This window comes from Microbulbifer sp. ABM4_008, from assembly GCF_056311705.1.
Genome location: NZ_CM149970.1, coordinates 1,574,861 through 1,597,050, shown reverse-complemented (window position 1 = coordinate 1,597,050; position 22,190 = coordinate 1,574,861). Strand labels below are relative to the sequence as shown.

General features: G+C 50.5%; 6 protein-coding genes. All 6 read right to left on the bottom strand.

Features of this window, described 5'->3' with window-relative positions; translation table 11 throughout:
• Positions 1 to 336 precede the first annotated feature (336 nt).
• On the bottom strand, positions 337 to 5,529 hold the full coding sequence (locus tag ACYX4J_RS06910; protein ID WP_476178162.1) for an OmpA family protein: 5,193 nt from the start codon (positions 5,527 to 5,529) through the stop codon (positions 337 to 339).
• Positions 5,529 to 18,578 carry an isopeptide-forming domain-containing fimbrial protein gene (locus ACYX4J_RS06905; RefSeq protein WP_476178161.1) on the bottom strand — a complete coding sequence of 4,350 codons (13,050 nt, stop codon included), beginning with the start codon at positions 18,576 to 18,578 and terminating at the stop codon, positions 5,529 to 5,531. Before ACYX4J_RS06905 ends, ACYX4J_RS06910 begins: the two co-directional genes overlap by 1 nt.
• A gap of 304 nt (positions 18,579 to 18,882) precedes the next feature.
• Complete coding sequence (locus ACYX4J_RS06900) at positions 18,883 to 20,262, bottom strand: AgmX/PglI C-terminal domain-containing protein (RefSeq protein WP_476178160.1); 1,380 nt, start codon at positions 20,260 to 20,262, stop codon at positions 18,883 to 18,885.
• A 9-nt stretch (positions 20,263 to 20,271) separates the two neighbouring features.
• The gene (locus ACYX4J_RS06895) at positions 20,272 to 20,811 is read right to left on the bottom strand and encodes an ExbD/TolR family protein (RefSeq protein ID WP_445361509.1); all 540 of its coding nucleotides are present in this window, start codon (positions 20,809 to 20,811) and stop codon (positions 20,272 to 20,274) included.
• Positions 20,808 to 21,398, bottom strand: coding sequence for an ExbD/TolR family protein (locus ACYX4J_RS06890; protein WP_445361508.1), 591 nt, complete (start codon positions 21,396 to 21,398; stop codon positions 20,808 to 20,810). Before ACYX4J_RS06890 ends, ACYX4J_RS06895 begins: the two co-directional genes overlap by 4 nt.
• Positions 21,398 to 22,129, bottom strand: coding sequence for a MotA/TolQ/ExbB proton channel family protein (locus ACYX4J_RS06885; RefSeq protein ID WP_476178159.1), 732 nt, complete (start codon positions 22,127 to 22,129; stop codon positions 21,398 to 21,400). Before ACYX4J_RS06885 ends, ACYX4J_RS06890 begins: the two co-directional genes overlap by 1 nt.
• Positions 22,130 to 22,190: the final 61 nt, after the last annotated feature.

The following is a 22,190-nucleotide window of genomic DNA, read 5'->3' as shown; positions in this document are numbered from 1 at the left end:
GAAATAGCATATATTTTTTAACACTTAAATAGTGTTTAGTTCGACTTAAACAATTGGTTAGTGCTAATAAAAACAATGAGCTAGGTCACTCCTTGTTTGATATGGATATCATCAATATACAGGAAGCCTTTATCTTGTCGCTACAGATTGCTCTATCAATTTAAGTAAGTAAAAAGCAATCTTAAGAGTTAAGACTAGTATGAAGCTTGCTATACCAAGAAGAAGTATAGAAACGAATAAAGATTTATCATGTATAGCGGCAAACTACCCGATTACTGAACGCTTCCGTTATTTAAAACTTCTGGAATTAAGCCCGACAATTGCCGGGCTCCAAAATCACAGCTTACCAATTATATTAATAAACACCCCGTGACTGTCATAGTCCAGCTGGGTGAGGTCATCAGAGAAGTCGGTAAAGTTGTAGCCCACCCCCAACTTAAGGTGGTCGCCAACATGGCGATACAAGCCGATTAAGGCGCCGCTCTTGCTATCCTGGGCATCGGGTAAATCGAGCAGACGCGCTTCCAAGAGGAGGTCCCAGCGTTTGATAAAATGCCAATCGGCACGCAGTACATAGAGGCTCGCACGGCTATCGAAAAACTCCGGGTCTTCCGTATCCATGCTCAACTGGCCCAGACGATAGGCGTACTTGCCACCCAAAGTCCACTGTCGATTGAGATCGTAACTGGCGTCTATCGAAAAGATATGGCTCTTTTGGATAAATTCCGTGGAGGTATTTTCAACCGTAACCTGATCCTGGGTCGGCACATTATAGAAATAGGTGTACTTCATCAGGGTATTCAGCCGGTCATTGTTTACCGGGCGATAGGCATAACCCATTACCGCTTCGGTGAATTTACCATCGTAGAATTCACCTTCCGAACTTTTGCTGTCTGAATAGTTGAGTTTGCCAACCAAGCGCCAGTCCGGGGTGAACTGGTAGTTGAAGGTATTTTTTAATAGCCAGGTATCGCGCTCAGTTTCCGATACAGTATTTTCGCCCGATACCGTTTCCGATATATCCGTACGGTATTCCAGCGCGGATGCGATGCGTATAGCATCCAAACCATAGCCCACATTAAAGCCCATGGCATTGCGCTCGGTCTTGGCTCCTGTATCCGGGTCTTCGAGTGTGCCCGCCTCCAGGGTAGTGCCATAGGTCCAACGGTCATTGGGGGCCAGATCCATACCCAGGGCGTGGGTCAGGCCAGTGGAAACATCACCGTGACTGTAGCGCTCCTCACCGTAAATATTTAGCGTATCAGAATAGCGACTGCGGAAGCCGGTACTCATATTGCCCTTGCGTGCACGCACACCGGTATCGCTGCGCTCGTTATCCAGCGCATAATTCATATAGAGGCTGGTTCTGTCAGTCACCAGAAAGTCCGTACCGAGTCGGGCAGCTGTGCCAGTATCACCACCGGAAACTTCACTGTCCATTGTCAAACGGTCACTCACCCGATAAGCGCCGCCGAGGCCGATGCGATTGTTCTCTTCGCGGGTACCGGTCACTTCCATCGTATTCTGAACAAAACCAAAGGCGCTCCAACTCTCACCGGAATCATAGCTCGCCTCGACAGCAACATCTGTGCGATCCCCCTCTGTCTGGGTAGCGGCGACAACTTCGGATTCATCTTCACGGCTATCATTGCGAACTGCGGAGGTGAGTCGCCAGTGATCATTGATACGGTAGCCGAGCATCAAGTCCATGGCATTGGTTTGCAACCCCTGCTCTTCCTCTTTGGTGTCGGCTTTGATTCTTACATCAAAACTTTCGCCGATCGGCAGGTTAACGCCACCGCCATATTGGATGGTATCGCCATCCACAAATTGGCCTGGACCGGAAAAACCAGCTTCACGCTCTTGATGGTAAAAACTACCAGAGCCACGCAAACTCTCGAAGAAATCTCCCAGCTGTAAAACGCCTTCCACTTTGGTTGCACTCGCAGCAACCGTGGAATCCAGGCTTTCATCATCAAAGGTGTAGCCGCCATCGAGCGAACTGACGCTATCGAGATTGCTGCCCTCGCTATCGGCCATTTCAATTTTCACCCAACTACTGGCGCTTTTACGCAAAGTCAGGTCAATACCCTGCAAGGAACTTTCATTTTCATCTTCGTCTTGCTGAATACTGCTGAAGCCCAATTTGACGTGATCGCCCAACCAGTAGTGGGCACGCCCACCAACAGCCAAGGTGTCCATTTCTTCAAAACCTGGTGTGTATTCGTAGCGTGCTACCAGGTATTGGGGATTGCCGTTGTAAGCGCCATCTTCAATGAGCAGTTCATCATTTGCTAGGGAAGATAAGGGGCTGTTAAGCAGGATACGCCCTTGGATATAGTCGATGTCGTAATCAACTACTGCGGTAAGGGTCTTAACTGCGAGCACCAGCCCGGAATCTTTATCCCGAACTTCTACTCGTAAACTTTCCGAACCGCTGGAAATGTCCTGGTGACGGAGGTAATACAGGGAACCGCCGGTTCCACGATACTCATCGCGCCCGGCAATGGTTCCCGGCTCTGCTCCAAAGGCATCTATTTGAAAGCGCTTCTCACCAAAGCTGGTCATCGCATCGGTTTCAAAGTGACCACTACCGCCGTAGAGCGTTCGGTCAATTTGAGCGAGCTCATTATCGGCGTAGTTGGCTTTGAAATTACCCCAGAGACCGTAGTCATCGTACTTGGACAATTTCACATAAAACTTGCCTGACGTGGGGGCGTCTTCAACTACGGTGGAGTCATCGCCAAACGTCGGGTAATACAAATCACTATCCAGGCGGCGGAACAAGGCATCGGGAGACTTTTCCATAAAGTTGGAAAACAGATCCTCTACCGGGCCCTCTTCGGTATCTGCACTGGCCGACAGACGCCAACCTTCCCCGAAACCGCCGTTGGTGTAAAACGCCAGACGGCCATCGTAGCTTACTGAATTGTCATAATGAGTTTCATCACCAGTAACCAGGGCCGCAGGGCCATTGGTTTTATCGTAACCCACAGTAAGGTCGGCAATACCTACAGTAAACCAGTCGTTTTTGGCAAAATCCAAATCCCGCAGGAAAAGTTCGCCATTACCCTCATCATCGAGTATCGCCACTTCAACCGTATGCATACCCGGCTCAAAAATTTGCTCGGCGATAAACTGGCCTTGACTATCGACCGGTACCGGATTGCCCGCTAACCATACGGTGTGCCCGGACGGCACCTGAGTGCCATTGACCAATACACTGTTACCATCCAGAGGGATGTTCCGCTGCGCTAAGCGGTTCTCACCATAGCCTACTAATAATTCCCTACCAATATCTTCATTTTCTGAAGACTCTTCAATTTGATCTACCAACCACAGGGTCTGTTCCGTGGTCTCGTCATAGCGGCCCTTGTTGTCATAGGCACGCAGTACGTAGTGTAATTTTTTTAAAGGCGCCTGGAATTCAGAAAATTCTGCATGCCATTCCCCTTTGCCAAAGTGATCCAGCGGTACAATTGCCAGAGGTGTATCGCGCAGAGACTGTCCCTCTTCGAACAATCGCACTTCGGTACTTTTAATAAAAGAGGGATAGTTGGTATAGCTACTGAAAAATACCCGGTTCTCTGCCAGGTCGGTATCCGGGTTATCTGCGTAACGGATGGTATTGGGCCATGCTGTCACATTCAGGCGCGGTTGCATTTTTTTATTGTCGAAGCGAAATTGAATATTCGCTTCTTGCAAGGCCACATCAGTACAGCGCTGTAAGTCCGCCGAGTTTTTATAGGGGTCGTATTCCGGGCTGCCGTCGACAGTAATACGCATCAAGTTAAGTGCATAGGGATTATTGGCTATGGCTTCACGATTAATGCGCTCGATTTCCAGGCGATCACTTTCAGTGAGAATTGCCAGTTCATCGTACAGGATTTCGACCTCAACCCTGGCGCCATCCCGCTGCTCAAAGCCATTGCTCACTACATCTGCGGACTGGACGTAGCCGCGCCCTTCAAATTCCACCTGGGTATCTTCGAGGTTGAGCAACTCCTGTACCTGTGCCATAGCGCGCTGAGCGCGGGCACCGGACAGTCCCTGGTCATCGCCGTAAACCATCGCTTCGCGGCGATCCATACGCTGGTTATTGCTGTAGCCAATAAAGCTCAGACGAACATTCGCTTTATTGGAAATTTCAGCCATGGCCGCACGTATTTGTGTTAGCTGTGCCTGACTGATAATCGGATCGCCATTATCAAAACGAATCGGCGACAGTTTTCCACCGGCAGACTCATAGGCAATGGTGAGAGTTTCCGCAGCGGCAGCTTCCGGACAGGCCTGAACAGAATCTGTAGCGACTTCCAATGGGTCGTCATACCAAAATTCCACTTCTACGCGACGGTTGAGGGCTCGGCCTTTCGGCGTATCGTTGGCCGCTATTGGTTGACTTGCCCCCTTGCCACTGCTGGTGACCATGGCCGCAGGCAAATTCAGTGCAGAACCCAGGGCCTGAGCGACACGGCGGGATTCGCTATAGGATCGCTCCTGATAAGCACTCTGTTGGGCTTCCGGATTTTCACTCACGTCCAGGGGGCGGGCGTCGGTATGACCAATAAAGTGAATAACCAGGTTGTTTTTATCCGCAAGGTTGGATCGAACCTCGCGGATACGGCGAATAAAGGCTTCCGGCAATTCTGTTTGCCCGGGCTCCATCCTCAGTGGCGTCACCAGGTTTCTAATGCGTGCCCGCTGTTCACTGCCTGCGGCATAAGTAAGCCTGCACACCGTTTCCTGGCGGCATACTTTCACCCGGTTGAGCAACAATGCTTCCGCACGGGCACGGTCCGCCATGGCTTTTTCATCCAGGGCGTCATAGGTTACTTTTACCTGTACTCGGCGATTCTCTTCACGACCTGCGGTAGTAATATTATCCGCTGTGGGTTCTATATCCCCTCGCCCTTCAACAATAATCATTTGCTCAGGCAGTTCAAGGGCCTCTTGAAGGAAGTCCGCCACGAACTGGGCCCGCGCCAAAGTAAATTCTTCTTTGCTGGCAAAGTCTGCTACCTGTTCCCCGGTAAGGGGATCGGAATCTGTATGGCCAATAAAGTGCAACTTAAAATTGGGCGTCTCACCCAAGTCATTCAAGCTCTGGCGCAGTAACTCCACTGCCTCCAGAGGTATTTCATCCTCAACGCCATAGAACAGGATTGGGTCGATAAAATCTTCCACCACAATCGGGTCCAGCGGTGCAACAAATTGAGTCGCATCCTGCAACCATTGATTTGTAGGTGCGCGCAGCAGCATACCTTCAGTATTACTGCCTATCGACTGCTCTTCGAGTTCGGATTGAGCTCCACTTTCTTCAGAACTCAGGCTTGGAATTTTTTGCCAGACCTGCCACCAACTAGGCTCATCTACTTGCGCACCCGCTTCCTGGGCCTGCGCTGGAAGTGTTAATGCCAACGCGATCGCAGTGGCGAGACGGCAGTCCCGCCGGGGGAAAAAGCGGGTCGTCTTCGCGGCAGTATTTATCGAGCAAGCTCGCTGATCACGATTCCGTTTTGCAAAGGACATCACTCCAAACCTCCTTTACCAGGAGGCGCTCCACGGCGCCAGAAAACTTCAGTTTCTATGGTCAAATCGTAGTCACCTTCGCGGCTCTCCCAGTCCTGGGCGACCTGATCTTTAATTGCCTGCAGACGCTCGTCCACCAGATCCGGATCTTCATTCTCCCCAAGATAGGCAAGGCGTAAAACAGAGGGAGCTTCACTGAGTTTTTCCAACAATAAATCCATTCGGGAATGCCATTGCGGGCGCAATTCTGTTGTGCCCGGTTCAAATACCGCTTCGGCAATATCCAGGCGCACTACCCGGTGCAAGCTGGCTCCAAAATTGAACTTCAGCATCTTGCCTCGGGTGGCTCGCAGCACACGCGGGTTTTCAGTGGTGAGACGATACCCGCTTGGCAAGCTGCGATCGTCGAGCTTGAGCACAAAATTGGAACCTCGATCCCCATTTGGCACCACTGCGCAGGTAATATGGAATCGACCGTGGGAGTCCGCTGTAGCATTCAGGCCGGTAGCAGTCACCACTCGAGCACCCGGCAAACCACCCTCGGCTTCATCCTGGTAGCCATTCATATTTTTATCGTCAAACACTTTGCCGATAACATCGGTACAGTCGAAGGTGGGATCGGGCACCACGCGCACAGTGGCAGAGGCCTCACCAGAGGCTGCCTGTCCAGAGAGCTGATTAAACATACGGGCGCGGTTCACATATTTACCCTCGCCCACACCGGAACCCACAACCAATAGCAATTTCAATACACGGGTTTCTTCCGCTTCCACGCGCAGATCTGACCACCTCAATTGCAGGCCTTCGCTTTCAGGCTCAACCGCTTCTCCATCAAGGCGCGCCGAGCCCGCGACATATTTGAAGCCTGCCGGGAAGTAATCTACTAGCTGTAGATCTGTCAGTGGAATTGGCAGCGTATTTCCAAAAGTGATGGTGTAAGGAACCAACTGACTGCGGGTTACGTTGAGCATGGCCGCGGTTTTGGTGATGGATAGCGCCCCTTCCAACTCTGGGTCCATGGCGACATGGTTGTTGAACAGCTGGCTTTCCCCTGGAATCTGGCCATCATCCAAAGTCATTCGCAGGTAGTAGTCCGTTGCCGCATCCCGCGCCTCGACATCAAGAGAGGGGTGAGAGAATGATTCCTGAACCTCACAATGATTTGCGGTCGCAGGAACCATATCGGCGTTGCTGCCCAGGCAACCGGCCACATCAAAACCGGCAGTTTCGCTGTTTGTCTGAGAAGGAATTACCAGTGATTCGCCACCCACATAATCCTCATCCGCGATATCCACCTGAATCAGGTAGTCCGCGTTGGATGGACAGGCTGCATCGCTGAAGTTGATATCAAACTTGTAGTAACCCCCAGACTGGGTTACCTGCCCTTGTTGTTTCTCATCATCAAAACAACGCGCAGGCAATTCCTGACCGGAACTCACCCTCAACATAGTGAGGGTGGCACCCTCAATGGCGGAGCGGGTTACTGAATCGTAAACCACGCCATTGGGTGTTAGAGGCAAATTCAAGTCCTGCGGGTTCGCTCCCGAATCTACATAAATTTCACTAATGGACTGCGGGCCGTTGGTGAAATCAGAAATAGAGTTACCCAATGAAGCCGTAGTTTCCGTAGCATCTGGTGCGGTGTAGCGCATTTCATAGCTAAGGCCACCATAGCTGTTCGGTACCAGCCCCTGGAACTGGAAGTAACCATTTTCATCAGACTGAACTGTTTCCATCAATTCGTCATTGAAATACAGGTCTACCGCCCAATTAAGCAGCAGGCTCTCATCCGTATCCAAGGCATCATTGAAATTCACATCGTGCCATAGATAACCAGCCAGGTTGGCAATGCCCGGGGTACCGCCAACGTCAATGGCAACACTGGCCTGAGCGCTGGAAGCCGGATCATTCCACTGTACTTCTGCGGTATTCAATACAGTAAAACCATAATCCAGGTTTTCTGACATCTGCGCCTGGAAACGCAGAGTAACCATCTCTCCCGGTTCCAAATCACCGTAAGTTGTGGCGTAGTCAGCAGTGATTAGCGTGTCGACAACAGTTATTCCGTCGGTCTGCCCGTTGAGCATGGCCGAATCAACGATATAAGTAAGAACTCCATCTCCGGCTATAGCCAGGTCATCGGTGATCTCAATATAAGTTGCTGGGACACCGCTGATATTTTCGACGGTTACCAGGTATTCCAATACCGCACCCGCTTCTGCGGCACCGCCACCGACAACCGCAACTTCTTTCACAATGGAGAGCAACTGGGCATCACCCACGACAACGTCAGTTGGCTGTGCACCATTGGCTGGGTTGCCATCTGCGTCGGTCAGGGTAAGTGCCAACTCATCTGCATCAACACTACCCTGGTTACTGATAACTGTGCCTGTCGGGGTGCCAGCATTCACCATTACCTCAAATGTGACTATGGCAGTTTGCCCCGAGGTAATAATGCCTTCATTGGCTCCTGGTAGCGGCGGAGTCAGGTCATCGGATGAAACCGGTAGGGCAGAATCCAACTGTGAATTACCACCACCGTTATCCGCGACCACTTCACCATTTAAAGTGGTGGTGCCGGCAACATAAGTAGTGTCATTTGGTACCTGATCGGTAAGCGCTACTTCGAGAGCATCTACACCACCCATATTGGTGATCGCGATGGTATAGCGAAGTACATCACCCGGATCGACAATCCCTGCGGAAATATAGTCTTCGGCAATCTCCACAGTCTTGTGGGCAATTAACAGGGGTACATCGCCAACAATATCGATCGTGGGATCATTGGGAGCATCGGTATTCGGATCATCGGAGGGCACTTCATCAAAAGTACCGCTACCCGCACCTTCACCATTTACAAACGCTTGGTTTGAAATAACGGTGCCATCATTAACGTCATTAATGGTGACATCAAAGGTGATGACCACTGCAGGTGCGCCATTGGCCGTTGCGCCGATAAAACCATCGGCTTCACCATCGGTATTAATGCTCATACCTGCAGCCAGAGGAGAGGTGCCGCTGACATCAGACAATGTGGAGCCATTCAGGGTGGTAGAGCCACTGACATAAGTTGTATTAGATGGGATCTGATCCAATATCAGGGCATTGATCGCATTCTCATTACCGGCATTTTCCGCGGTAATAGTATATCGCAGGGTATCCCCAACCATCAGCAGATCTGCATCATCAGTCATATCTGCCGACGTTTTTTCTACCACCAGTAATGGCTCTGACTCAATCAGTACTTCTGTGGGATCTTCATCACCCGCCGTATCCGGATCATCGGTGCCGTTGATGTTGGGATCATCACTGTCTTGCAGTAATTGCCCGGGAAGCTGAACCTGGGCCTGGTTGAAGACTTGGGTCCCACTATCAATAACTGCTGCCAGGGTAACTTCATAAACAATCTGGATAGAATCTCCCGCGGTACCGCTCGCCGTAAGATCCAGATTACTGACTTCCAGATAGCCACTATTCCAGGTACCGGCAGAGGCATCGATAGCACTGCTGTCACTGCCAGTCGGAGCACTTACCAACTGTAAAGTGCCCGATTCAAACAGTGCAGAATTATTTAATCGACCCAGGTCATCGGTAATCTCTACTCCGCTCACATCAACACCACTCGTATTGGTCAGAGTCAATGTGTAACGTAAAACTTCCGTGGGGCTGGCGGCAGTGGCCGGGTTTTCTCCACGGCTGATATTTTCCACAGCTTTGTAGAAAGTCACTGTCGGCACAGAGGCGCTAACTGAATAAGCATCCTCATGATCCAGCACACCGGGAGTGCCATCGGTGGGCGCCGCACGGGTGTACTGGCGAACTTCAGTGAGGCTGCTATCCCAGCTGTGCCACTGAGTAACACCAGCAATATTCGTCAGCGTATCCCCATCGACGGTGTCGGCATCCAAATAGGCATCGTAACCAATCAGCAGATGGTAATCCGCATCCAGCATTGCCACTGAACCAATGGAGGTAATTGTGAGGGTGCAGCTATCGTTATCGAATACCGCGCTAAAGTCGGAACCCTCTGTCAGGGTGGCCGTCGTGGTGCCGGCGCTGTCAGTAATTTGCGCGGTGAAATTGGCTGGGGCCGTTTCACACATTCCACCGGGATTATTATCCGGCAAAATATCGGTAACACTAATATCCCAGGCCGGGCCCGTACCAGTATTGTGCAAATCTAAAGTAAAGGTACCGCCTACACCGGACTGGACACTGGTGGGGCCAGTTTTAGTCAGGGTAATAGCCGTGGGCTCTACTACCGTCATGTCCGCCGTAGTATTGCCGCTACCCGCACCCTGCCCCGCAGAGGAATTATCATTATCGTAGTTGTAGCTGTAGCTGGCACTGGCGGCAAAATTCAAACCGTCCACATTCGGCGGGTCCATATCCAGCAGTCGCAGTGTTACATCAATAACGACTTGCTCGCCGGCAGGCACATCAATTCCGTTAGTGCTATCTGCAATACTGAGACTGGTGGAGCTGCCGTTATTTTCCGGAGTGAAAGATGCACTGCCAGACACTTTACTGGCACTGACAAATTCCAGGTCTGCAGCAGACGCAGTCAGATCCATCAGCACAGTAACATCGTGAAGCGCTGTGGTCTGCACCGTTTCCGGGATGGTAATGCGATAGTTAAACGGCTCGCCAATGGAGGCTGTTAATTGGGTAACTTCAATCAACAGTGGCGCGGCATTAGGAGTATTAAATTGGACACTCACCGGAGAAGTCGGGCCATAATCCTCGCGTAAATCGTCAGTGACCGCCACGGAATTCAGAGACGGCAAATCGTTATCATCAAGCGAATAATAAACTTCAACATAGGCCGCATTTTGCAGGCTAAGTCCAGCCCCCAAATTAGAATCCGCTTCAACGCGATATACCATTTCCATGGACTCACCAGCGTTGATTCCGTAACCCGTACCTGCGGCAAAACCCCAAAAGGCTTCGCCAGTACTGCTATCGAAAGTAGGTGCAACCACTGTTGCTGCGGCACCATTTACTGTGAGGGATTGGACACTGACACCCCCTTGGCGCAGACCTAAAGGAATCACATCGCGGAATACCGGATCATAGGCTGGTGAAGAACCGTTGTTGGTTATCGTAACGGTATATTCAATGGTATCACCGGCGGAAAGCGTGCTGCCATCTGCGGGAGTTGAGCTAATAGCTACGGCGAGGTCCGGCTGTAACAGATCCAGTGTTTCGCTATCACTGCGGGTTTCAGCTCCTGTGGCAGCATCAAAACCAAACTCTGCAGTATTGATCAGAGCAGTATTCGTTGCTGGCCAGGGGTGGGAATCCTCATTGAGAACCCGCACAAGGTAACGCACAACAAATTCATCGTTGCTGGTATCGTTATCACCCCTGTTGGCCAGGTCGGGAATTCTCCAGGTAACCGTAGTGGCACCAGTAGAAGGATCACCAGACTGCACTGGTTCTGCGATATCGGTGTGGGTAAAGGGCGCCGCAGCAGTAAATGGTGCAGAAGTCTGGCCATTAATTGAAAGTGTACTTACAAACACCATTCCCTGGGGCAAAGTATCGACAATAAGCCCATTGGAGGCCGTGCCCTCTGGTAGGGAGAGGGTAATCTGGTATTCAACCAAATCACCCACTCGCAATTGCTCGTCAGCGCTACCATAGCTGTCATCTGAACGGATTTTGCTAATTGTGCTGTCATTGGCAGCATCTAGCTGAGCAGCAATATTTTCCAGCAAGTAATCATTCAGGCCGCCGCTGCCATCAGCACCGTTACGTTCATAAATACTGCTGTTATCTTCATCGAGACTGGTCCATTCCACACTGGCAGTTGCGGACAGCGCAGCTGCTGGCTGTACGCTGTCGAGTACAACTACATCGAAGACCAGTTCACTATTATCACCTGCGGCGATATCCAGATCACTATTGGCCCGATCCCAAACCAGGTTTTGCGCAGTAGTAATTCCGTCACCAGTTACGGTGGGATCTGCCTGGGAGGCTCCGGCAAAAGTCACGGTGCCCGGTACAAACTCAAGCCCCAGGGATAACAACTCATTAACCGAAAGATCGTAAGCTGCAGAATTTTCCGCATTACCCGCAGCACTGAGGTCCAAGGTAAAACGCAGTACATCGCCCGCATCCGGATCGTTACCGGGATTGGTTTGATTTGCGACAGAGGCAATTGCACTTATCTCTGGCTCGACGATGGTGAGTGTCGCCGCAGTGCCGGTACCTCCAGACTGAGAAGTGCCGCCATCAGTCGCGGCATAAGAATAAGTCACCTCATTTTCAAAGCTGTGACCGGCCTGGGCTGTGGCATTGTTGGCAACCCGGGCGCGAACTTCAAAAATTGCCACGGTACCGGCTGGGATAATATCGATTGCCATATCGATATTATTGCCACTGGTATTATCGGTGTAGGTAAGCCCATTAATTTCCTGCAATTGCACCAACTCCAGGCTGGGGTCTAATACATCGGAAATTTCAATATCGTAAATGGCTGAGGTGGTGCCGCTGCCGGGGACCTGTATCTGGTATACAACTTCATCACCGACAGCGGCAGTAGTCGCTGTTTGCAGTGTTTTTTGTGGAGCAGTCACACTGGTCGCAACAGTGCCCATCGGATAGGGAGTGCCCAAGGTAACTGCAGAGTACTGTTCGCCATTGCTAGCTTCCAGCAACCAGAATTCATCGACGGTAAAAGTGTTAACCCAGCTTTCACCGCCACTAATATCTGTATAGAAACCGATCTGGTAACTGATTTCCAAACAGGTACCCGCTTCGACCGGCACCAGGAAATCGAAGCCCATATCATCACCGCGTGTTGCCGGCGCACTATAGGTGTAGTCTGTTCCCTGTGTCAGTACAGTACCGTCGAGGCTCACCTGGAGATTGGCAATGGAACTCCCATCCATTTGCGTCGCTAAATCGTCAGTTAGCGATAGGTTGTAGGCGGGGGCAAGACCCGAGTTACAGGCCTGCAGGGTAAACTGCATAATATCGTTGGCCGGGTCCACATTCATATGGGAACTGGGCCAGGTAGCATCGGTCTTGGTGAGATTGTCGATCACCGGTTGCAGTACAGTAATATCGGCGCTGTCCTGCAAGGTACTGGCGGCACCGGTGTAATTTAGCTGGGCCGTATTGGTAAGAGTTGCGGTAGGCGCGGTGATTCCCGAACCCGCCACTACTTTAGCGGTGTACTCAATAACAAAGTTATTGGTATTACCGAAATTACTGGTGATATCCCCTAGATCCCAGGAAACTGTACCGGTATCGCCGGCAGTGGGAACCGAAATCGCTGAATAGGTAAAATCATTCAGGCTATCGTCGTAGGGAGCAGTGGTATCCCCATTCACGCTGACAACAGTGTCAAATTCCAAACCACTGGGCAGCGCATCATCAATAGTTACCGCTGGTGTTGTTCCCGCCTGTAAATTCAAGGTGAGCTGGTAAGTGACAATATCACCAACACGCAAGGTACCCACTGCAGTTGCGGTATCTGTATCGGCAATTACTGTTTTTGTAATACTGGTATTGTCTACCGTATTGATACTGGCTTCTGCAGGACCAACACAGTAATCATCAGGTGCGGAAATACTGGGGCATCCAGCACCGTCGCGCTCATAGGCCAGGTCATTGATACTGCCATCGTCCAGGGAGGTCCAGTCCAGCATCACACTGTTGCTGATAGGCGAACCAAAAACGCCTGTAACCTGGGTTCGGTAGGTGAGCACCAGAGTTTGACCCAGCGCTAAATCCAGACTGTTATCGCCGTTGTCACGGCCCCATACGAGTGGACCTGCTGGAGCTGCCGCTGGTGTGGCGACAAAGCCGGATACTGCGGTACCGCCTATTTCTGCGGTAGGTGTAAAGCTGCTATCAAAGGTCAACTCTGAAGGCAGCGTATCGACTAAATTCAGCTCATAAGCTGCGGCACTGGAGCCCGCATCATGCTCCACGGTAATAACATATTCCAGCACATCACCACCCACTGGCAGATTGCCGGGGTTGGTGGCATTACTCACTGTTTTATTAATCTCGAGTAACGGCTCTACTACCGTTACACTGGTTGTGCTGTCGTTGATATTTTCTGTGCTGCCACTTTCCCCATTGCTGTAAGTGAGCGCGGCATTATTTTGGCGATTGTCACCATCATTAGTGGCGAGATCATTTTCGATGCGGGCAAAATAGGTAATTCGAATCAGCGGAGCAATTGTGCTTCCGGCCGTGTCATTTTCACTGCTGGTATCGACGGTGCCGATATCCCAGGTAGCATTTCCGGAAGTATTATCCCCCGGAAAACTGTTAAAGGCCGATTCAGATGGCGCACTGCCATTAATAGTTTCAATACCGACAAAATCGTATGTGATATCGTAGTCAGTATTATGAGAGAGCACATAACCTTCAGGGCTACCCAACTGATCAGTGATAACTACATTTTCACTGATACCTTCCGGTAAACTAATCTCCAGTTGGAATTTTTTATGGGCGCCAATGGTGGGGACTACCGAGGTGTCCAAATCCGTTTTAGTCAACTCTAATGACGGCACTTCGGTCTGGGCGCTGGCAGTGGTTTCATAATCGTTGATGGGATCGCCTACATTAGGCAAAACACCAATACGCATGCCGTCAGCGGCACCATCAATGCCAATAGAGTTGCCACTATTAAGGGCAACATCTATACCAGGTAGGGATTGCCAGCGGGCCTCAATGGTGTTGTCCAGGATTTCATGGGGCTCAACGCCCTGCTCTACCTGGACTTCAAAAGTGAATATTTTTGTATTGCCAACCGCAATAGCGTAATCGCTATTACTGCGATTCCAGCTAAAGATGGGAGCATTGGTGCCCACCGTAGTGACATCGACATTATTCGGGGGATCGTTGCCGCCCACATTGCCCAGATAAATAAGATTGCTACCGGTGAGATCGTCGAGCACCTGCAAGTTGTAGGCATCGGCACTGCCAATATTTTCTGCTGTAACCGTGACTGTCAAAATATCGTCAGCATCACTATTGGTAACAGCAAAGGATTTGGTCAGCTGTATTTGTGGTTCGAGTACTGTTATTTCATGGGCATCAAATGGCACCGCCACCGCCGCACCGGACTCATCCACATAGGTAACTTGCGCAGTGGTATAGCTACCGCCATTACCCAAAACATCACCGTCATTGGTGTTACTGCTGTTTTCAATACGGGCAATAAACTCTACCGGAAAATCAAACAGGCTACCGGATACGGTGGTGAGTTCCTGATCACCAAAATCCCACTCAACGTAATCTGCAGTACCTGTGCTGGTACAGGTAGCATTAAAAGTTCCTCCCGGTACAAAGCCAGCGGCATCGTATGGGGAGGCACTTAAATCGATGGTCTCCCCTTCGATACAGCGCATACCTGCCGGCAATTCATCACGAATCACAAAATCTCGCAGTTTCGCTGCCGGAATCTGTGCTGTCAGTTCGTAACGTACCTCTTCACCGACAACCGCTGTGTCACTGCTGGTTCCACTGGCCGTGCTGTTGGAGAACTCAAGGGCTTCTTTCGGCTCTGCCTGTACTTCAATAATCCTCATCTGCGCTTCGGCATCATCGGACTGGTAGTGGCGTGCCCGACCGGCTGCAGGAGTGCCATCACCGACACCATCATTGTCCGTGTCACTATCAATTTGCGGGGAAGTCTGATTACTAAAATCGCCTTCCAAACTGTCATAGCGAGCGAAGAAAGTATTGGTAAACAGCTGCAGTGGTGCCACTGACTGATGTGGTTTCACACGGTAATACAGGGTTACGGAGTCACCCGGGTTAATTCGCTCAAGAGCAGTGGAATGCTCATAGGAAAAAGTGATAATAGCCGGGGTACCACCATCACTACAGTGGGTAGCTTCTGAATAGTTATTTGCACCAGAGGTAATTCCCACCAAGCCATCATCGCCACTGACAGTTTCCGAACTGCCATCAGCATCGTTATCCAGGCTATCGGAATCCATTGCCTGAACACACATCTGGCCGGAAGAATCCAGGGTATCAGTTACTACAACATCGTATGCGGGAGCGCGATCAACACCGCTATCCGCAGCCCGGTTAGTCACCGTGAGACGGAAGATATAAGTCTGGTCCCGGTGCCCTTCATCGGTAAAATCCACAAAATTGCTACAGCTTGTTCCCGTGCCGTAGAGATTTTCATTACAGACTTTTTTATCGACTTCTATCGAGGGTTCAGTAACAGTGACAGATTCCGACCATTCAGTAATATCTGGGAAACCGGGGACCGTGGTTGGAACACCATCAATATTGGTCAGGGTTCCACTGGTATTGTAGTTATCTACGATAATCGTTTCAGTATCAAAAACCGCAGTAAACTGGGCGCGAGCGTAATCGATACTGTCATTTGCGTGTTGATTCGGATCAGTGTTTTCTGTATCCACTGGGTCATTCAACAAGCGGGTTGTCATATCCGCAAGGAACCAGCGATCTTTCGCAGTAATATTGGTAGTAATATCCCACTGTAAATCTGTTTCGCTCAGAGAGTTATTCAGACCACCGCCTTCGACAATATCACTGCTCGAAATAACCACACAATTTGCCTGTGAGGTGGGATCAGGAAGGCTGACGTCTGAACAATTTAGCGGTGAATCCGCAATATAGCCCTGGCCGTCGGGAAGGTCATCGATAACATCAATGTCCTTCACTTCTATCAAAGTAAATCCCGGTGTATCGAATCCAAACCAACCACCGGCTTGAATTTCAAAACTACACTCTTCACCAATCAATACACTGCTATTTGGGAAAGCAGTTTCACTGGTCAGCTCGGTACATTCATCGGAACGGTCCTTGACCAGGTTAAAACCCATTACCCGCGCGCGCATACCATCAAGGGTGTAATTATTAGCCAGTTGCTGGTTTGGTGTCGTATCCGTTAGAGATGCAGGACTGGGGAAACTTAGCGCGGTACCATCATATAAGGTGATTTCACCTACGACATCTGCACGGAACGTCAGGTCGTCATCAGTGGCCGAGTGATTCTTTTCAACCACAAAAACGACTCGCTCTGTATCACCAGGTCCAATTTCACCCCCCAAATCACCACTATCACACAGGTACACCCTGGAGGAATCTGGCAAATAATCAGGCTGGTTCCAAAGTGGGTGTCCTGGCACTGTGCCCAGATTGGGATTTCCCAGGGCCGTACAGCTGCGGTCATTGGACAGGACCGTCATCGCCTCACCGAAGGTGACATACACGGAATAATCATCCGCGTCGTGGCCACCGTTATTGGTGATATCCACCGTCAATTCTGAAGTACCACTATCGCGAACAATATAAAGTGGATGAACGGTGCTGACGTCCAGATCTTCGGGGTCGGGAGTAACCGACTGGGCTTCTACCTGAGTAGCAGGAGTGCTTGAAGAACAGAAATCCTCGTAATCAATAGTAAGGACATTGTTTGCAAGGGCGATATTGCTATTAGGATCAGTACCGGTGGTAGAAGACTCTTCCTCTACATCCAGGTCCGCATCCAGGTCATAGAAGTCGGGCTCAATCGTAACGATGCGGAAACGAAGTTGAATTTCATCTCCATGTCGCATCATGTGCTCTTGGTCTGAGTATACCGAGTGAACTGTACTACTCAACAAGCGGAATTCCGGTTGGTTGTTATTAAGTGGATCCGTATCCCATTGATTCCAAGTAGAACCCACACGCCATTCCAGCGTATCGGCTTTGCCGTCATAGTCTGAGCTGTAGTTAGCGCCATGGTTATCAATACCGCGACGCTCTCGGGTAATTTCCGGTGTAAAGGTGGTATCAACCACATACTCATCGGGCAGATCGCTGACAAACTGGATATCTCTTACCGAGCCACCCGTCCGGTTATTTACGGTTATAGTGACGTAACCGGAAGCACCGAGAGGTTGATTCAAGTTGGTACCGGTAATCTCCTGGGTAATAGTGAGATCAGTTGAAACCTCAACACGCATTTCCGAAGTATCAGAGCCCGGAGCCGAGGCTTCCGCAGGGCTTGAAATACCGCCCACACCCGTATCACCATCAATCTCACAACCCCACTGTAAATCTGACACTGTATTGGTGCCATTAGTGCAGGAGGTATTTACCTTACCTACCAAGTAAATATCCAGATCGCCACCAGACGGAACGTCAGTGCGCCCTGAACCATTGGAAAAGTTACCATCCAGCTCAAAGTTATTAATAGAATTACTTGCGGAAACACAGCTACTGCCACCAGGCGCAACACCATTATTATTGGCAACAGCTTCAGCGGCACTTTCACTCGGACAGGCGTAGTTGATATCCATATTGGGGTTGGACATCAAATCATCAAAACGCGCATCCTGCATATCCGCGTCACCATCATTAGAGATACGAATACGCCAGATCACATCATCTTCAATATTGCCATAGACATTATTGGTGTAATTCGTTTGTGCCGCATCAATATTACGGCCGCGCTTGTCCATGGAGGGTTCCGGCTCGCGGATCGCCAACTCCATGCTGTGAGTATCTGTAGTGGTGGGGTAACTGCAGTAGTCAAAAGTTGCGGTAGCATTTAGGGTGCGATTATTAACAACCAGCTCTTCCTCTTCTTCATCCTGGCTTCGCACGTTGAAGGTGATAGTCAGGGTCGTATTTTCGTCACGCTCTGCAAGTGCTGACAGGTCATTTTGATCCCAGGTAATCGTGGTACCACTGATAGTGGGCTCACCCAGAACAAACCCAGAACTCACTGAAGTAGAGCCAGTCACATACTCTAGACCGGAGGACCCGAAGTTCTCCGTAATAACGATATCCTGAATAGACTGGGTACCCGATAGGCCACTGAAAATACTGGGTACATCAACTTCAATGGTTACCTGTCCATCACCACATAAAACGCACCAACTTTGGCCTGAGCGGTGACTGAGAATATTGAACCCTGCAGGATCATCGGTAATAGAAGGACAGTTGGATTGAGCAAGTGCCTGCGGTGCAGTTAGCAGGACCACCGCACAGACCAATAAAAATCCAATAATCACAGACTTGCAGGATTTTTGCTCAACAAATTCCGACTTCATTATCACTTAACGGCCGCCACTTTCTAATACAGATGTTTGGAGATAAATCGGGCATTTACACCAGACACTCCACGGTGGGCGAACTTTAATTACAACCCACTTAGGTAGCCGTGAAACAAGTCATAATTAGCCAGCTGACAAGTGGAACTTTTGTAGGGATTGCCAAGTGGTTCTCAGGCGGGCCCTCAGTGAGGGAGAATTTTGTTCAGAACGGACAAATAATAACTGAACAGGTATGACGAAAATTTCATCAGCTTGAAACGACCGGCACCCACCATTCAGTGGGTTCCGGCCAATTATCAGTCTAGGTTGGTGGGAAGAAGTCAATCGGATAAAGAATGGTAATGGTCGGCACTCCGGCCTTTTCACCAAAGTTAAATCGTTTGACCCTAGCCACAATTTTTGCATTGAGCGACGGCGAATCCACATCACTGGAATCTACACTCACGGCAGAAACCGATCCGCTGGGTTCAATAGTAATCTTCAACACCATCTTACCTTGCAGCGCGGGATTATTACGCAGCTCACGATTGTAGATACGGTACAAGGTGGCCTTGTAGCGATCGAAAACAATCTGGATTTCCTCATCTGTCCGCGACGGACCAGCACCATCACTGAGAGGACGGTCCTCACCAGCAAAGTCACCCTCAGTACCGATAGAACTCTCAACTCGTGCAAAGGCAACGCCACCCAAGTCCGAACCAGATCCACCCACATTGCGACTCAACTCTGCCGTATTGATACCACCACTTCCCGCGGTAGATGCTGCAGTGATCAGTGAGCGCTGACTGCGGTTCTCTTTTTTACCGGCTGTACTCAGCTGGGTTTGCTGGCCGAGGCGGTTATCCAGATCATCCTGTATCAGGTCCTGGAAGTTATCCTTAAAGGCGAGAACACCGGATCGCTCAGCTTTTTTACGCGCCTGCTTTTTCTCCGCCTTGGAGGGTTTCGGGTCTTGCTTGGCTACCTTCTGCTCAGGCTTCTTCTCCGGTTTTTTCTCCTCTTTCTTAGGCTTGGATTTTTCTGGCTCCGGCGGTGGCTTGGGCTTGGTTTTCTTCTCAATAACCAGCTTGGCCAGGCGCTCGGGAATTTCCACTATTTGAGACTCGGGCTGGGGCACCGTATACAGAGGAATCAGGTAGCCCAGCAAGGCGGCGATAAACAGTGAGGCAAAGACACAGCGGCGAAAACGCTTTTCGTCCTCGCCCTGCTTGTGCCATGGCATCACCATAGGGCGGAACTTGGGCTGCTCGAATTCCCGTGTTATCTCGAACTCGAACTTTGACTCTTCCTCCTCGCGGCGCAGCTCATCCGCGCGCTCATCCAGCGTAAATACCTCTTCCTGGCACTCGCTTATGCTGTTCTGCAAAGCACTGCGCTCATCGCGCAGCTGCTCCAGGCTCTGGTTAAAACTACGCGTCGACTGGCCGATCCGCTCGATAAACTGCGCAGAAGCATTCTCCCGATAATCTTCCGCCCAGAACATTTCTCCCGCGCCCGCTTCTTCAAGCTTGCGCAGGCGTTCGGAAATCTCGTCGAGCAACTGGTACTTGGACCCCTGGTCCTGTAATTCAGCCAGCTTCTCTTCGATCTGGTGCCGCTCATCCTCGAGCAGCTGCATGCGATAGTGAACCGCCTCAAGCGCCTCACCTACCGCCCGCTGTTGTTGAAGAAAATTACTCACAAACTTCCATTAACCCTGAGATGCTTTCTGAATAACCGCCAGTGAAACTTTGGTATAGCCAGCGTCTGTACAGCTGGACATCACCTTTTTCAGCAAACTGAACGGAATGCCTCTGTCCGCGAGAATATTGACCTCCGGTGGTTCTGGATCCTGCTCCCCCTCGACATCACCCTCACCTGAATCTGCCGAGGCCTGTGCAACTCCAATTGCCTTGGCCAGCTCCGCAACCATGGCTTCCTTAATGGCCGCAATAATGGTTTCCTCGCTTTCCAACACTTCGGAGGTGGCAATTATCGAGTTGGACTCCACCAGGATTTCATCATTGGTAACCATCAGGGTCACCGTTTCCCGGGGCTTGGTCTCCACCACTGAGTCCGGCAAGGTAATTACCTTGGGAGGCTCCAGCGCTTCATTGCTGGAGGTATTAGTCAGCAGGAAAAACACCAGTATCGTAAAAACATCCATCAGGGAAGTCAGGTTCATACCTGAGGTTTTCTTGCGCTTATGGCTTCGCGCCATACGCTTCATGCGTCGGCTTTCATTTCTCATGGCGCATCTCCTATGGAAATATCAGGAAATAAAACCACCTTTTCCACCGCATCCAGATCACTGGGATCACTCCCCTCAACCCGTACTTCAGCTCCGCGCACAGTATCCATAATGCCCACCAAATGCTCATAGGCGATTGTGGGCTCCATCAGGATGATGGAATCAGTTTTTTCCGGATAACTGGCCTTAACTTCCAACAAAAACTGCGTGAGCTTTTTAAGGTCATACACTTCTGCTGTGGGCAGCACAGCAAGAGCCTCAACCTCTGTGGTATCTGCCCCAATGGGAGCTTCAACCAGAGCATTTTCACCCTCACCCTCGATATTCAGGTTGGGGAAGCGAGCGATAACCTTTTCACCATCACTGATTTCCACGGCTTGCTCTCGCACAACCACCTCCACCGTAACCGTGGGATCATCCGGTGCTCCACCACCGGCACCACTCGGCATATTCAGTTCGAGAATTGTCACCCTCGAAAATACCGCCGATACCAATAGAAAAGGCACCAATACCACCATCAAATTCAAGAAAGCAGTGATATCCAGCTCAGGAGCTTCTTTATCCCGCCCGTGGCGCCGCCTTCTCATTACGCAGTTTCCGCTTGCTGTGCTACTGGACTGGTTTTAGCTGGAGCAGTTTTTTCACTAGACGGCTTGGATTTTGTGGGCTCCACTTCAAAGCGACGACGGGTTGCACCATCAATCAGGTTGGATGCTTTTACAGAAACCATTTCCAGGCTATCGATAATTTCACCGGTGAGTGAGTTCAGCAGTGCGTGAACGATCAACAACGGGATACCAGTCATCAGACCGAAGGCAGTGGTGTTCATCGCCACGGAAATACTGGCGGAGAGCAAGTCTGCTTTTTCTGCCGGGTTGGCATTGGCTACCGCCGTAAAGGCTTCGATCAGACCCATAATGGTTCCCAGAAGCCCGAGCAAAGTTGCGATATTGGAAAACAAAGCTACGTAAGGGGTGCGTTTTTCCAGCTGTGGAGTGATCTCCATCATGCTCTCTTCCATCGCGATTTCGATATCTTCACGACGGCGAACAGCCCCCTGCCGGGCCAGCCCCATAGACAGTAATTTACTCACACTGGATTCGTCCTGTTTTACCAGGTTGCGAGCGCGATCGAAGTCTCCCGAAGCTAATACAGGCTGCAGCTTATCCCACATATTGCGGTTGCTGCGGCGCTCCAAATGCAGGCGGATAAAGCGCTCGATAGCCACAGCACCACCCAGTGCGGCAACCACGAGAATCGGGTACATAAAAGTACCGCCCGTCTGGAAAAACTCGATGACGTTATTGAAAAAGCCCATTACAAACCCTCTTGAGAAATACAGCTAAAACTTGGTGCTACTCCGGCGATAGCCGGAGTCT